The organism is Streptomyces sp. NPDC018019, from assembly GCF_044327805.1.
Classification (GTDB): domain Bacteria; phylum Actinomycetota; class Actinomycetes; order Streptomycetales; family Streptomycetaceae; genus Streptomyces.
In genome coordinates this window covers 15,112-27,122 of sequence record NZ_JBIRGD010000032.1, presented here as the reverse complement: position 1 = coordinate 27,122, position 12,011 = coordinate 15,112, and the positions used below count along the sequence as shown (strand labels likewise).

Genomic DNA, 12,011 nt, shown 5'->3' with positions numbered 1-12,011 from the left:
CAGCAGCTCTTCGTCGCAGCGTGCTATCTGCTGCCCAGTGTGGAAACCAGAATCGCCACCGTGACGGTGTTGAAGACGAAGGCGATGACCGTGTTCGCCGCCACCGTCCGCCGTATTTCCCGTGAGGTCACATTGACGTCGGTGGTGCCGAACGTCGTCATCGCCGACAAGGCGAAGTAGACGTAATCGGCCCAGGCCGGGGAATCTTCCCCGGGGAATTCGAGACCCTCCTCGTTCTCCACGAGGTTGTCGGCCTGGAAGGTGACCGCGAAGGCCACGACCACACAGATCCAGGCGACGACGACCAGAGCGAGAGCCACCAGCGTGCGGGGGAGGGCGGAGAACATGGTGCTGATGTGGCCGGGCAGCCACAACACCGCCACCACCAGCGCGGCAGCCGCGATAGAAAGCGAGACCCCTGGCCCGGGGGCGGTCCCGAGGACATAGCGCTGCATGAACGTGCCACGGGCTTCGCGATGCGCCCAGGAGCGAACCTGCTCCGGAGGAGTGGTCAGGAAGGTGACCAAGGTGATCGCGAGATAGGGGACCAGGTAGGCGAAGAACACGAGCACGCCGACATCCATGGACGAAATCCGCGCCACACTGTCGATGGGGAGGACGGCGGCCGCGCACACCGCGCCGGCCAGGCCCACCGCCGTTCGGCGTCGTTCGGAAAGCCAACGATGCACGGACGGGCCTTTCTGAGGGGTCGTCGTGTGACGGAGTGGCGCTGAATGGGGCATTCCCGACCGATGGTACGAGCGCTCCGACGTCGAGCGGGCGGCCTTCGGGGCGTGTCTCGGGTGGTGACCGGAGTGGGAACCGGAGCCGGAACCCGAGCGGGTGCCTGGGGCCAGGGGTGAGCGCGCCGGCGCGCGGCCGATACGTCCGCGGTCGGCCACGTCCCTAGCCGGTCGGCGAGCGGTCCTGCCGGCCGCAGCCGGCCACGGCGACGGCGCGGATCTCGACCAGCAGCTCGGGAAGGGCCGGCTGGGCCACCCCGATCGCGGTCCAGGACGGGTACCGGCCGGTGATGTACTCGTCCTTGACCCGGCTGAATACCGGCATGTCGCCACGGAGATCGGTGTGGAACGTGGTCAGCTCGACGATGTCCTCCAGGCCCGCCCCGGCGGCTTCGAGGACGGTGCGTACGCCTTCGAAAGCGAGCCGGGCCTGGGCGTCCATGCCGACGGCGGGCGCCATGGTGGTGGTGTCGACCCCGACCTGGCCCGACACCCAGATCATGTCGCCGACGCGCGTGGCCTGCGAGAAGTGCAGCCTGTCGTACAGCGCGTCGGTGGGGGGCGGGTTGACCGATCGACGCTGCGTGTCGTGGGTCCTCATCGCGGGGCCCGGTCAGACGAGCTGCCGGAAGACGGGCGAGCGGAACGGGTCTCCCGGGTTCAGCTTCGCCATCTCCTCCACGAAGAGAACGCCGTTGCGGGCGAAGTGCTTGTGCACCTCCGGGAGGGGCCGGAACGTCGCGTCGTCGCCGAAGAAGCGCAGGACCAGCGTGTGGCGCTCCGGGCATGTCGCGTCGACGTGCGCGCCACCGTGCAGTGCGCCGGGATGGAGCACGACGACATCGCCGGGCGTGGTCGCCCAGGAGAGCACTTCGTAGGCGTCGGGATCGCGCGCGAGCTCGGCGTCGATGTCCGGCAGGCGGGGCAGGGCACCGACACCGTGCAGGGGTTCGGTCGGATCGTCGGGGTTCGCGAAGGTGGTCCCGTCGTACTGGGGGCCGTGGTGGGAGCCGCGGATGATTTCCAGCGAGTTCGCCTTCGGGAGCGCCTGGAAGCTGATCCACGCGTTGGCCCAGTGCTCGCCGGCCCAGGGCAGGTACGCGGTGTCCTGGTGCCAGGCCGTGCGGGCGCCTCGTCCACCGGCCTTGAGGAATATCTCCTCGGCGAAGTACCAGACGTGCTCCGAGCCCCAGAGGCCGGCGAAGAGCCGGCCGAACGGCAACGACGACACCAGGGCGTCCAGCCGGGGCTTGGCGAGCGGGTTGGCGTTGTCGACGTGCGATTGCCGCTCGGTGCCGTCGAACATCCGGGTGGCGTGCGGGCCGTGGTTCTCGACGGCCCAGTGGTACGCCTCGTGGCACCGCGCCAACTGCGCCGCGTCGAGGCAGCCCGCAAGGAGGACGGCGCCGTCGTTGCGGAATGCGTTCCTCACTGACTCCTGCATGGGTGTTCCTCCCGTATGTCAGGTGGTGGCAGCACCGTAACGAGCGTCAGACATTTACACAACGGGTGTTACGTTAATTCTGTGGCAGAATCGTGGGATGCCTGAGAACCCCACCCGACCCGTGAGCGGCGACAGCGGAACCGGAGCGGTCGTACGGCGTGGCCGCCCGGTGGGCGACCGCGAGGCGAAGCGGGCCGAGCTGCTGAAGGCGGCTGCCTCGGTGATCGCGCAGGAGGGCTACGCCCAGACCTCCCTGCGCAAGGTGGCCCAACGCGCGGGGTGCACGACCGGGGCGGTGACGTACTACTTCGCGAACAAGGAGGAGCTGGTCACCGCGGTGGCCGAGAGCCGCTTCGACAGCTTCGACGCCATGCTCGCGACCGGCCGGACCCGGCCCGACATCAGGGCGATCCTGGAGCGGTGGCTGTTCCGGACCGCCGACGACCCCGAGTTCTGGCCCGTGATGTCCCAGCTGCTCGCCCACGCACGGTACGAACCGGCCTTCGCCGCCGTCATCGAGCGGCGTTACGCCCGCCACCGCGACGTGCTCGCCTCGCTCCTCGCAACCGGACAGGCGCAGGGATCCGTCCGCGACGACATCCCCGCCGACCTGCTCGCCGACCAGCTCGGCGCCATCGGTGACGGCTGGACGATGATGTTCCCCATCGAGCCCGGGCGATTCACGGCGAGCCGGGTCCAGGCGCTCCTCGATGCCGCGGTCACGCTGATCGCGCCGCCCTCGGGTGCACATCGCACGTCCGGCTCGTGAGCGCCCTCGCCGTGTGGGCGTGACATGCCGTCGGCCCGTGCCGTCATCGCATGCGCCGTCACCGCCGTCGTGCGGGCACGGGCGCTCCCGTATCCGCACGGGCGCTCCCGTACCCGCACGGGAGCGGTCAGACCTCCTCGGCCGGCGTGCGGGCGATGTCCCGGGCCGCCTGGGCTCCGGTCTCGATCGCGCCGTCGATGCCGCCGACACCGATCGCCGCGATGTCGCCGCCGGCGAAGCGGATGCGCCCGTGGGGCTCGCGCATCCGGGGTACGGCCCGGGTCAGGTTCCCCGGCCGGTGGTGCGCCCAAGTGCCCTGCGAGAACGGGTCGGTCGCCCAGTCGTGCCAGGCGGTGCCGACCACTTCGAGGCCGGGGGCGAAGGTCCGCAGCGCGCGTTGCACCGCCTCCCGGTCGGCCCTGTCGAGCGCCGAGGCGTCGGAGCACATGCACATGACGAGCGTGTCGCCGTCGTGGCGGTATTCCGTCCGGGCGGCGTTGACGGGGTGCTTGCCGACCGGGGCGCCGGCGGCGAAAGGTTCGATCTCCCCCTTGACCCGCGCCCAGATCTTGCTCGTCTTCATCGGATGGCGCTCTTCGATCAGGGTGCGCACCGGCTGGGCGACCGGAGGCGTGACGGTCACGTCGCTCAGGACGTTGAGCGGCAGCGCCACGACGGCGTGCCGTGCTCGGACGCGGCCGTTCCCCCGGGTGGTCACGACGACCCCGGTCCCGTCGTCCTCGACCGCCGTCACCGGCGTGGACAGGCGCAGCTCGGCTTCCGACTCGCCGGCGATCGCGTCGAGCAGCCGCTTGGTCCCGCCCCCGATGGGCCACGTACCGGCGGTTTCGAGGAACGCGCCCCAGTCGCCGAAGGTGGTCGCGGCCCACAGCAGGAACTGGGCGACGCCCTGCTCGTCGTAGCGGTGGACCAGCGGTGCCAGCATGCCGTCGAGCACGTCCCGGTCGTATGCGGACAGGTGTAGCGAGTCGAGCCGGTCCCCGAGCGTCTCCTTCTCGATCGCACTGGTGCCGGCGGCGGCGAGGTCGGACGGCTGCGGGAACCTCGCCCGCGCGTCGGCCACGTAACGATCTGTCAGCGGGCCGGCGATGCCGGCGTACTCGGCCGCGGTTCCCGAGTGCACGGCACCGTCGGCGAGCCAGTAGGTCTGCTCGGCCTCCAGCGGCGCGGACAGGCCGATGCCGTAGCGCCTGAGTTCACGCCAGACGTGCGGCTGGGTCCAGTGTGCGTACGCGCCGCCGAACTCCACCGAGCGGCCGAACGCCTTCCCCGTGTACGTCCGGCCGCCGATCCTGTCCCGCGCTTCGCACAGCACCACCGAGTGGCCCGCGATGCTGAGATCCCGGGCGGCGACCACACCGGCGAAGCCGGCTCCGAGCACTGCGACGTCATACATGGTGGACACGGCTCCCCATCGTGAGTACCAGGCGGTGGCGGCACCGTACCGAGCCATGGGAATTCACACAACGCCCGTTATGCAAAAAGGGCCGTCCGCTTGTCTGCGGTCGTCACACGGGCGCGGGGGACCCGCGTCGGCCGGGTCAGCGCTGGTCGGGAGCGGGCGGCTGGGGCGGGTCGGGCAGGCCCAGGCCGTCGTGCACGACGGCCTGGGCCAAGTCGGCCAGGCTGATGCCGTGGGTGTGGGCGTGGGCGCGCAGCAGGGCCAGGGCCTGGTCGACGGTGAGGGCGTGGCGGTAGCTGATCTTGCCGACGGCCTGGTGGATCACCGCGTCGGACGGCAGGAACCAGGCGTCGGTGGTCTCGCCCTCCGCCGAGGCGAGGGCGGTCAGCAGGAGAAGGTCGGCGGCGTGGGCGTGGGTGCGGGCGGTGCCCAACTCGGCACCGGACAGCGGGCCGGGGTGGTCGTGGTAGAGGGTAAGGACGAGGCCGGCCCGGCTGGTGCCGGGGAGCCCGTGCACGACCGGGAGGGAGAAGACGGCACAGATGCCGCAGGCGAGGGCATGTTCGGCGTAGACGGGCCACCGGCGGGTGGTTTCGGTGTCGTGCAGGTCGGCGGCGAGGACGGGCGTGTGCTGCTCCAGGGCCTGGATGCACGGCCCTTCCCCGAGGTCGATCTGGAGGGTCTCGCCCGGTGCGGCCAGCGGTCCGGCGGCGGCCAGGGAGACCTGCTGGGCCCGGGCGACGTCCACGGCCAGGGTCAGCCCCACCGAGTACGGCCGGCTGAGTGCGGTGCGGCACGCCGCGATGAGGCTGCGGGCCGGGGCCGGGTCGTGCAGATGGCGGGCGGCGAGGACGACGGCTTCGGCCCGGAGAACTGTCACGGCAGACTCACTACGGATGAAGGGCTCCATGCCCTGTGTGCGCACATGAGGGAGACCCGATTCTGTGGGCGTGCACCGGTGCCGCCCGGGCGGGTCTGGGCCAGGTGTCGTGCAGGACGACCCGAAGACTGTGTTCGGGCGGCCTGGCTCTACCAGCGTACGCCTCCTCGTGTGCCCTGGAAGTGCAGGACCCGCTGAATTCCCCCGCCGCCCCCGGACGCCGCCGTGCAGGTCACCGGGTGGATGGTGTGTGCAGACGGTGGGAGCACTAAGCTGGACGGGCCGTGGGCCGGAACGGTACGGGAGGTGACGGGCATGGCATCCAAGGGCGACTTGGCTGCTGTGCTGGGGGATCTCCGCGCTTCGTCCGGCGGCAAGGAGCTGATCGGCGTCGACGCGGCACGGTGCGCCCAGGCGCTCGGTGTCGACGGGGTCGCCGTCTCGCTGCCGGTCACCGGCGAACCGGGGGAGCTGGTGTGGTCGACCCCCGGGACGAGTGCCCGGCTGGAGGACCTGCAGTACACCCTCGGCCAGGGCCCCGCCCTGGAGACGGCCGCCATGTGTGCGCCGGTGATCGAGCCCGATCTGGTGCACGTCGCGGCAGGCCGGTGGCCGGCGCTGCTGCCCGAGGCCATCGGACTGGGCGTGGGGGCGGTGTTCTGTTTCCCGTTGCTGCTCGGCGGTGCCTGCCTGGGCACCTTGACCCTGCAGCGTGCGGCACCCGGCCCGCTGAAGGAGGCGGAGCACACCGATGCGTGGCTGGTGGCGGGGGCGCTGACCGCCGTACTGGCGGACGGCGCGCAGCAGTGGGCCGCCTCCGACGCCAAGGGCGATTCGGTGCTGTACCGGGCGGCGGTGCACCAGGCCGCCGGGATGGTCAGCGTCCAGGCGGAGACCACCTTGGCCCAGGCACTGGTGCGGCTGCGGGCCTACGCCTTCGCCCGTGGCCGGCCGGTCGTGGACGTCGCCGAGGACGTGGTGGCCCGGCGGGTGCACTTCCGCAAGGATCAAGACGGGCCGGGCGTGTCCGACCGGTGAAGGGATGAAAAGAGTCATGACTCGAGAGGAACGCCTGCTGGCGGCTGTCCTCGACGCCGTCGATACGCTGGTCGACGACTTCGACCTGATCGATTTCCTGCACACGCTGTGCGGCCGCTGCGTCGAGCTGCTCGATGTGTCGGCGGTCGGCGTCATGCTCGTCGACCCGGGAGGCCGGCTGCAGCTGATCGCCGCCTCGGACGAGCACGCCCGCCTGCTGGAACTCTTCGCGCTCCAGCACGAGGAGGGGCCCTGTGTGGAGTGCCACCGGGACGGCGCCGCCCGGCTCAACGTCGACCTCGGCTCGCCCGCGCAGACCGACGGCTTCCCGCGCTTCGCCGAGCAGGCCCGTCAGAGCGGTTTCGCCGTCACCCACGCGCTGCCGATGCGCCTGCGGGAGCGGTCCGTCGGAGCGATGAACCTCTTCCACACCCGCAGGCAGGACCTGTCCGGTGCCGACGCGCGCGTGGCACAGGCACTGGCGGACGTGGCGACCATCGCCATCCTCCAGCACCGCACCATCGCCCACGGCAACCAGGAACGTGCCCAGTTGCAGGCCGCCCTGTCCAGCCGCATCGTCATCGAACAGGCCAAGGGCATCCTCGCCGAACGCTGGAACACCAGCCTCGACGACGCCTTCGACGCGGTGCGCCGGCACGCCCGCAGGAACCATCTGCGGCTGTCCGAGCTGTGCCGCCAGGTGATCGCCGGAGACATCGACACCGGTGAGATCCCGCCGCCCTGACCGCATCGGTCACCAGGCCGCGCCGGGCCACCGGTGCGGCAGTCCCGCGCCATCCCCGACCCGTTGGGATGTCCCATGCATGACGACGACCAAGCCGCCGCCTGGCGCCGCATCACCGCCACCGCAGGCGGTGACATCACCCTGGCCACCGCCTGCCGGGCATGTGCCGAGGACCTGAACGCCGACTGCCTGGGGATCACGCTGGTCGCCGCCGACGACCTGCGCCTACTCGGCTATGCCGGCGACGAGCGCGCCGAACTCATGGAGGACGCCCAGCTCGTCTCCGGAGAAGGCCCCTGCACCGAGGCCTACGTCACCGGCGCCCTCGTCGAAGAAGCCGACCTGCACCAGGCCTTCGAACGGTGGCCCGCCTTCTCCCAGGCCGCGGCCGAACAGCACGTGCGCAGCGTCACCGCGCTTCCCCTGACCATCGGCGCGCTGCGCTGCGGTGCCGTCGATCTCTACCGCACCACACCCGGCCTCCTCAGCCCTCGGCACAAGGCCCGCGCCCGCGCCTACGCCCGCATCCTGGCCCTGCTCACCCTCGACGAACACCCCCACCTGCTCACCGCCGAACCCCGCCGCTCCCGGACCGGCCCGCAGGGCTACCCGGCCAACGTCCACGTGGCCGCCGGCATCCTCGCCGAGAAGCACCGCCTCAGCACCGACGACGCCCTGGCCCGCCTGCGGGCGCACGCCTTCCGCCACAACCAGCCGCTCCAACAGGCCGCCGACCACGTGCTGAGCAACCACAGCCTCGACTGAAGGCGCCACCACGTCGGCCCGTACGCCGCGTTCGGCGAGGTGGGGGCGATGGACGCTGGTGAACGTGATGACCGCGGCCTTGGGTGCCGCGTAGTCGATCATGGTCGTGCTGCCCTTGAGCGCTTCCTCCGTCGCGCTGGCGTTGAGCGCGTCCCGGCCCGCGGATGCGGCAGGGCCGCCACGTACCGGCGGCCGTGGGCTTCGATGAGCTGCTGGGTCTCTTCGGCATCCGGTGTTCACAGGGCAGGTAGACGATGGTGACGCCGACGCCCTCGCGCGCGTACAGCAGGGCCACGGCCAGGCCGATACCCGAGTCGCCACCGGTGACCAGGGCCTTCTCCCCCTCCGGATTCCCCGCCACCTCGACGTCACTGCTGCGGTGACGGGTCGGTGAAGAGCGAGCTCTGATCGGTGGCCAGCTCCACACGGCGCCAGGTGCGGCCGTCCTCGGCCAGGGCGCGGACCGCGGCGGCGCTGTCGGGAAAGCCGGGCAGCAGCAGACCGGTTCCCGTCCGCTCGATGACCTTGCGTACGGCGGGGCAGGGCCCGGCGAGCAGCAGCTCGCCCTCGACGGAGTGGAGCCGCATCGCCTTGCGGACCAGTACCGACAAGGCGTCGATCGTCAGCCGGTCCACCGCCGACACATCGAGGATCACGCTCGGTACGGTGGCGCGGCACCGGATGACGGAAGCCAGGCAACTCACCGTCTCCCACGATCCGTCCGGCAGGGGCAGCAAGTGGTACTGGGCAGGTCGGGACAAGGGGATCGGAGCCTCCGGCACACAAGTCGACGCGCCCGGCCACGGGAGCGCGGACTCCCGACGGCGCAACACGCTTACCGTGCCGCTGGCATACCCCCCTCCCACCTGAACCATCCCGTCCGACCGGTGCGAAATACCCTGCGCCCAGCCGCAGCGGCGACCGGCCCGTGGGCGCTGCGGGAGGCCGGACGCGGCGTAGCACCGTTGGGGAGGTTAGGCTGGGCACTGCGGTGACCATGGGTCCCGCACGGCGGTGGGGCCCGCCGTACCCGAACCGTGGCATGGCTGCCGCCAACGGTCCCTACCTTGCGATGACGTGTGCCCGGGTGCGGGTGCCTGCAGGTAGGAGACGAGCGGTGAGAGAAGTCCAGACGTCCCGGGAGGCGGGTGAACCCACCGATCCCGGTGTGGAGGTGTCCGAGCGCGCGCGACGGCACAGGCCGGCGCGCGGGCTCGCCCCGGTGGTGGCGGTGGTGGCACTCGGCGGGATGATCGGGGCGTCCGCCCGCTACGGTGCCTCGCTCCTGTGGCCCGTCGGGGCAGACGGGTTCCCGTGGACGACGCTGGCCGTGAATGCCGTCGGGTGTGCGGTGATCGGCGTGTTCATGGTGCTGATCACGGATGTGTGGGCGGCCCACCGGCTGGTGCGGCCGTTCTTCGGTACCGGTGTGCTCGGCGGCTTCACCACGTTTTCGACGTACGCCGTCGACACCGAGAAGCTCGTGTCCGCCGGACAGGCGCGGACCGCTCTGGTCTATCTGGCGTTGACGCTGCTGGTGGCACTGGCGGCGGTATGGACCGCGGTGTGGACGGCACGCCGCGTACTGGCGTGGAGGCAACGATGACCCGACTGACCGGCACCGCCCTGCGCGTGACGATCTTCATCGGTGAGACCGACCTGTGGCACCACAAGCCCGTGTACACGGAGATCGTGCGCCGTGCCCACGCGGCGGGGCTCGCCGGTGCCAGCGTGTTCCGCGGTATCGAGGGCTTCGGCGCGTCGTCGCTGATCCACACCCAGCGGCTGCTGTCGCTCAGCGAGAACCTGCCGGTGGCCGTGGTGATCGTGGACAGCGAAGAGCGCATTCGTGCGTTCCTGCCGCACCTGGACGAATTGGTCACGGAGGGCTTGGTCATCCTGGACGACTGCGAGGTCATCCGGTACGTCGGACGGGAGGATGCCCGGTGAACTGGCTGTTCGTTGCCCTGGGGGCGGCGATCGGCGCACCCCTGCGGTTCCTGACCGACCTGGCGGTCCAGAAGCGGCACGACACCGTCTTCCCGTGGGGCACGTTCACCGTGAACGTGGTGGGCTGCCTGGTGCTGGGGCTGGTGACCGGCGCAGCGACGGCCGGGGCCGCGCCCTCGTCGGTGCAGCTGTTCGTCGGGACCGGGCTGTGCGGGGCGCTGACGACCTACTCGACGTTCAGCTACGAGACGCTGCGGCTGGCCGAGGACGGCGCGAAGTTCTACGCGGCGGCCAATGCCGTCGTCAGCGTGATCGCCGGCCTCGGCGCGGCCTTCATGGGCGTCGCCCTCGCCGAGGCCCTGTGGGCCTGAAGCACCGGGGGAGGCCGGTTGCCGGCGTGAGGCCGTGGCGGTTCGTGGTCTGGTTCGGCACGGACAGCCGGGTGCCGGTTTTCGTGCACGAGGGGGCGTGTTCGGTCACCGGGCCGTCCTTGCCTCGCTGGAGGACTCGGCCCTGGCGACCAGGGCGGGGGCGCCCCTCCTCACCTGCCGACGGCGGCAGTACGCTGCCCGCAGCCCCCTCATCCGGGTCACTCCGCCGGCCGCCTTCGGCCGGTCAGGCGCCCAGGTGGCACCCACGGGGCGGGCAGGGGGCGACTGATGCTGCACAGCACCATGGCCGTCCGCCTCACGATCGCCAGGGCCCATAGGGCCGAAATGTCGATCACTCGCCGGGCGGCGAAGAGCGCATTCCGGCGAGCGCGGTGAGGGGAGGGCCGAGGCCCCCGGCCGCCCGCCGGGGATCGCTCGGTGGGCCGGATATGGGTCAGTGGCCGCCGGTGAGCCCGCCGGTGAGCCCGCCGGTGAGCTTGCCGTGGAGGGTGGCGCTGGGGTCGTTCAGGCCGGTGATCTCGCCGGCTGGCATCCGCCTGAGGGTCTTCGGTGCGATGGAGTGCCAGTCGAAGGTGCCGAAGGCGACCATGACCATGACGGCGACCAGGGCGGCCATCGGGATGTCGGAGACGACCGGGCCGAAGACGATGCACAGCACCATCAGGAACGAGCCCGCCAGGAACGTCGACAGCCGGGTGCGGGCGCCCGACACCTTCACGTTGATCATCGTCTGACCGATCATGGCGCAGCCGCCCATGCCGCCCATGCCGCCCATGCCGCCCATGCCGCCCATGCCGCCGAGGAAGCCGGTGACGATGTTGGCGATGCCCTGGCCGATCGACTCGCGGGTCTTGGAGGAGTGGGTGTCGGTGATGTCGTCGACGAGCTTGGCGGTCATCAGCGACTCCATCAGCCCGACCAGCGCCATGGCCAGGGCGTAGGGGGCGATGGTGGTCAGGGTGTCCATCGTGAACGGCACGTCCGGCAGGCCCGGCACGGGCAGGGAGGACGGCAGCTCGCCCTTGTCGCCGACGGTGGGTACGGCGATGCCTGCGGCGACGGTGATGACGGTGAGGATGACGATGGACACCAGCGGCGCCGGGATCACCCTGGTGACCTTCGGGAAGAACACCATGAGCGCGAGCCCGGCGACGATCAGCGGGTAGACCGGCCAGGGCACGCCGGTCATCTCGGGGACCTGGGCCATGAAGAATGGCGAGGATGACCGTGGCGACCAGATGGCCCAGCCCGTGTTCGCGGTTCAGCGGTCCGATGACCAGGGCGACGGCCCCCGTCGCGGCGGAGATCATCGCGCGGCGGCCGCCCACGAGGGAGATGGTCACGGCCATGGTGAAGGACGCGAACAGGCCGATCGCGGGGTCGACCCCGGCGATGATCGAGAACGAGATCGCCTCGGGGATCAGGGCCGGCGCGACCACCAGGCCGGCCAGCACCTCGGTGCGCCAGACCTTCGGATCACGGAGCCAGTCGGGCTTCAGACCGCGCAGCAGGGCGGCGGGGGACGCGGCGGAGGCAGAAGAAGACCAGAAGGGACCTGTCGTGCTCGGGCACACCCATGATCAGCGGAACTCTGGGGCAGATGCGGGATCTGCTGGAGGTCACCGATCACCTCGACGGTCCCGGCGGGCTGAAGGAGGGCGAGCGAGAGTCCCTGCTGGAGCGGGTACGGGAGTACGAGACCGCAGCCGCCCAGAAGATCGAGGACCTGCGGGTGCAACTGTCCCGCGCCGAGGAGTTCGCCGCCACGCTGCAAAGCCGCCTGGAGCAGGCCGAGGCGGCCCGCGCCTGACACGTTCGGCGCCGACCGTCGGCATACCGGGAGATCGGCATACGCGTCGCCC

Annotated in this window: 14 protein-coding genes and 1 pseudogene; 8 read left to right on the top strand and 7 right to left on the bottom strand. The window is 71.1% G+C overall.

Going from position 1 to position 12,011, the window contains the following annotated elements:
• Positions 1-23: 23 nt before the first annotated feature.
• The 3 genes from ACH4FX_RS36145 to ACH4FX_RS36135 form a co-directional block, all read right to left on the bottom strand.
• Positions 24-689 carry a DUF1345 domain-containing protein gene (locus ACH4FX_RS36145; protein ID WP_398485702.1) on the bottom strand — a complete coding sequence of 222 codons (666 nt, stop codon included), beginning with the start codon at positions 687-689 and terminating at the stop codon, positions 24-26.
• A gap of 217 nt (positions 690-906) precedes the next feature.
• Positions 907-1,344 (bottom strand): RidA family protein, encoded by a 438-nt coding sequence (locus tag ACH4FX_RS36140; RefSeq protein ID WP_398485701.1) that lies wholly within the window; start codon positions 1,342-1,344, stop codon positions 907-909.
• Positions 1,345-1,356: 12 nt separating this feature from the next.
• Positions 1,357-2,187 carry a phytanoyl-CoA dioxygenase family protein gene (locus tag ACH4FX_RS36135; protein ID WP_398485700.1) on the bottom strand — a complete coding sequence of 277 codons (831 nt, stop codon included), beginning with the start codon at positions 2,185-2,187 and terminating at the stop codon, positions 1,357-1,359.
• Positions 2,188-2,284: 97 nt separating this feature from the next.
• Here ACH4FX_RS36135 and ACH4FX_RS36130 point away from each other — a divergent pair, with 97 nt between their 5' ends.
• On the top strand, positions 2,285-2,956 hold the full coding sequence (locus tag ACH4FX_RS36130; protein ID WP_398485699.1) for a TetR/AcrR family transcriptional regulator: 672 nt from the start codon (positions 2,285-2,287) through the stop codon (positions 2,954-2,956).
• A gap of 127 nt (positions 2,957-3,083) precedes the next feature.
• On the opposite strand, the gene ACH4FX_RS36125 is transcribed toward ACH4FX_RS36130, so the two are convergent.
• Together ACH4FX_RS36125 and ACH4FX_RS36120 are read right to left on the bottom strand one after the other, a co-directional pair.
• Positions 3,084-4,373, bottom strand: a complete 1,290-nt coding sequence (locus ACH4FX_RS36125) for a flavin monoamine oxidase family protein (RefSeq protein WP_398485698.1) — start codon at positions 4,371-4,373, stop codon at positions 3,084-3,086.
• 145 nt (positions 4,374-4,518) lie between these two features.
• Positions 4,519-5,259, bottom strand: a complete 741-nt coding sequence (locus tag ACH4FX_RS36120) for an ANTAR domain-containing protein (RefSeq protein ID WP_398485697.1) — start codon at positions 5,257-5,259, stop codon at positions 4,519-4,521.
• A 315-nt stretch (positions 5,260-5,574) separates the two neighbouring features.
• Here ACH4FX_RS36120 and ACH4FX_RS36115 point away from each other — a divergent pair, with 315 nt between their 5' ends.
• From ACH4FX_RS36115 to ACH4FX_RS36105, 3 genes are all read left to right on the top strand, one after another.
• Entirely contained in the window at positions 5,575-6,297 is a 723-nt protein-coding gene (locus tag ACH4FX_RS36115; protein ID WP_398485696.1) for a GAF domain-containing protein, read from the top strand.
• A 16-nt stretch (positions 6,298-6,313) separates the two neighbouring features.
• Entirely contained in the window at positions 6,314-7,042 is a 729-nt protein-coding gene (locus ACH4FX_RS36110) for an ANTAR domain-containing protein (RefSeq protein ID WP_398485695.1), read from the top strand.
• A 75-nt stretch (positions 7,043-7,117) separates the two neighbouring features.
• Positions 7,118-7,807: a GAF and ANTAR domain-containing protein gene (locus ACH4FX_RS36105; RefSeq protein WP_398485694.1), complete on the top strand. Its 690-nt coding sequence runs from the start codon at positions 7,118-7,120 to the stop codon at positions 7,805-7,807.
• A gap of 368 nt (positions 7,808-8,175) precedes the next feature.
• Here the strand turns inward: ACH4FX_RS36105 and ACH4FX_RS36100 are convergent, their stop codons facing one another.
• Positions 8,176-8,463 carry an STAS domain-containing protein gene (locus tag ACH4FX_RS36100; protein WP_398485693.1) on the bottom strand — a complete coding sequence of 96 codons (288 nt, stop codon included), beginning with the start codon at positions 8,461-8,463 and terminating at the stop codon, positions 8,176-8,178.
• A gap of 512 nt (positions 8,464-8,975) precedes the next feature.
• Here ACH4FX_RS36100 and crcB (ACH4FX_RS36095) point away from each other — a divergent pair.
• From crcB (ACH4FX_RS36095) to crcB (ACH4FX_RS36085), 3 genes are read left to right on the top strand one after another with little or no spacing between them, the layout of a single operon-like run.
• Positions 8,976-9,413 (top strand): fluoride efflux transporter CrcB, encoded by a 438-nt coding sequence (gene crcB / locus ACH4FX_RS36095; protein ID WP_398485772.1) that lies wholly within the window; start codon positions 8,976-8,978, stop codon positions 9,411-9,413.
• Positions 9,410-9,757: a DUF190 domain-containing protein gene (locus tag ACH4FX_RS36090; protein ID WP_398485692.1), complete on the top strand. Its 348-nt coding sequence runs from the start codon at positions 9,410-9,412 to the stop codon at positions 9,755-9,757. Before crcB (ACH4FX_RS36095) ends, ACH4FX_RS36090 begins: the two co-directional genes overlap by 4 nt.
• Entirely contained in the window at positions 9,754-10,128 is a 375-nt protein-coding gene (gene crcB / locus ACH4FX_RS36085; RefSeq protein ID WP_398485691.1) for a fluoride efflux transporter CrcB, read from the top strand. Before ACH4FX_RS36090 ends, crcB (ACH4FX_RS36085) begins: the two co-directional genes overlap by 4 nt.
• 534 nt (positions 10,129-10,662) lie before the next feature.
• Here crcB (ACH4FX_RS36085) and ACH4FX_RS36080 read toward each other — a convergent pair.
• Positions 10,663-11,660: pseudogene (locus ACH4FX_RS36080) on the bottom strand (SulP family inorganic anion transporter); the annotation flags it as partial.
• 89 nt (positions 11,661-11,749) lie between these two features.
• Between ACH4FX_RS36080 and ACH4FX_RS36075 the strand changes: the two are divergent.
• Positions 11,750-11,959, top strand: a complete 210-nt coding sequence (locus ACH4FX_RS36075; RefSeq protein ID WP_398485690.1) for a hypothetical protein — start codon at positions 11,750-11,752, stop codon at positions 11,957-11,959.
• Positions 11,960-12,011 lie beyond the last annotated feature (52 nt).

Coding starts and splice junctions, on each gene's coding strand:
- ACH4FX_RS36140 (WP_398485701.1), bottom strand. CDS start 1,344: ATGAGGACCCACGACACGCAGCGTCGATCGGTCAACCCGCCCCCCACC.
- ACH4FX_RS36135 (WP_398485700.1), bottom strand. CDS start 2,187: ATGCAGGAGTCAGTGAGGAACGCATTCCGCAACGACGGCGCCGTCCTC.
- ACH4FX_RS36130 (WP_398485699.1), top strand. CDS start 2,285: ATGCCTGAGAACCCCACCCGACCCGTGAGCGGCGACAGCGGAACCGGA.
- ACH4FX_RS36125 (WP_398485698.1), bottom strand. CDS start 4,373: ATGTATGACGTCGCAGTGCTCGGAGCCGGCTTCGCCGGTGTGGTCGCC.
- ACH4FX_RS36115 (WP_398485696.1), top strand. CDS start 5,575: ATGGCATCCAAGGGCGACTTGGCTGCTGTGCTGGGGGATCTCCGCGCT.
- ACH4FX_RS36110 (WP_398485695.1), top strand. CDS start 6,314: ATGACTCGAGAGGAACGCCTGCTGGCGGCTGTCCTCGACGCCGTCGAT.
- ACH4FX_RS36105 (WP_398485694.1), top strand. CDS start 7,118: ATGCATGACGACGACCAAGCCGCCGCCTGGCGCCGCATCACCGCCACC.
- ACH4FX_RS36090 (WP_398485692.1), top strand. CDS start 9,410: ATGACCCGACTGACCGGCACCGCCCTGCGCGTGACGATCTTCATCGGT.
- ACH4FX_RS36075 (WP_398485690.1), top strand. CDS start 11,750: ATGCGGGATCTGCTGGAGGTCACCGATCACCTCGACGGTCCCGGCGGG.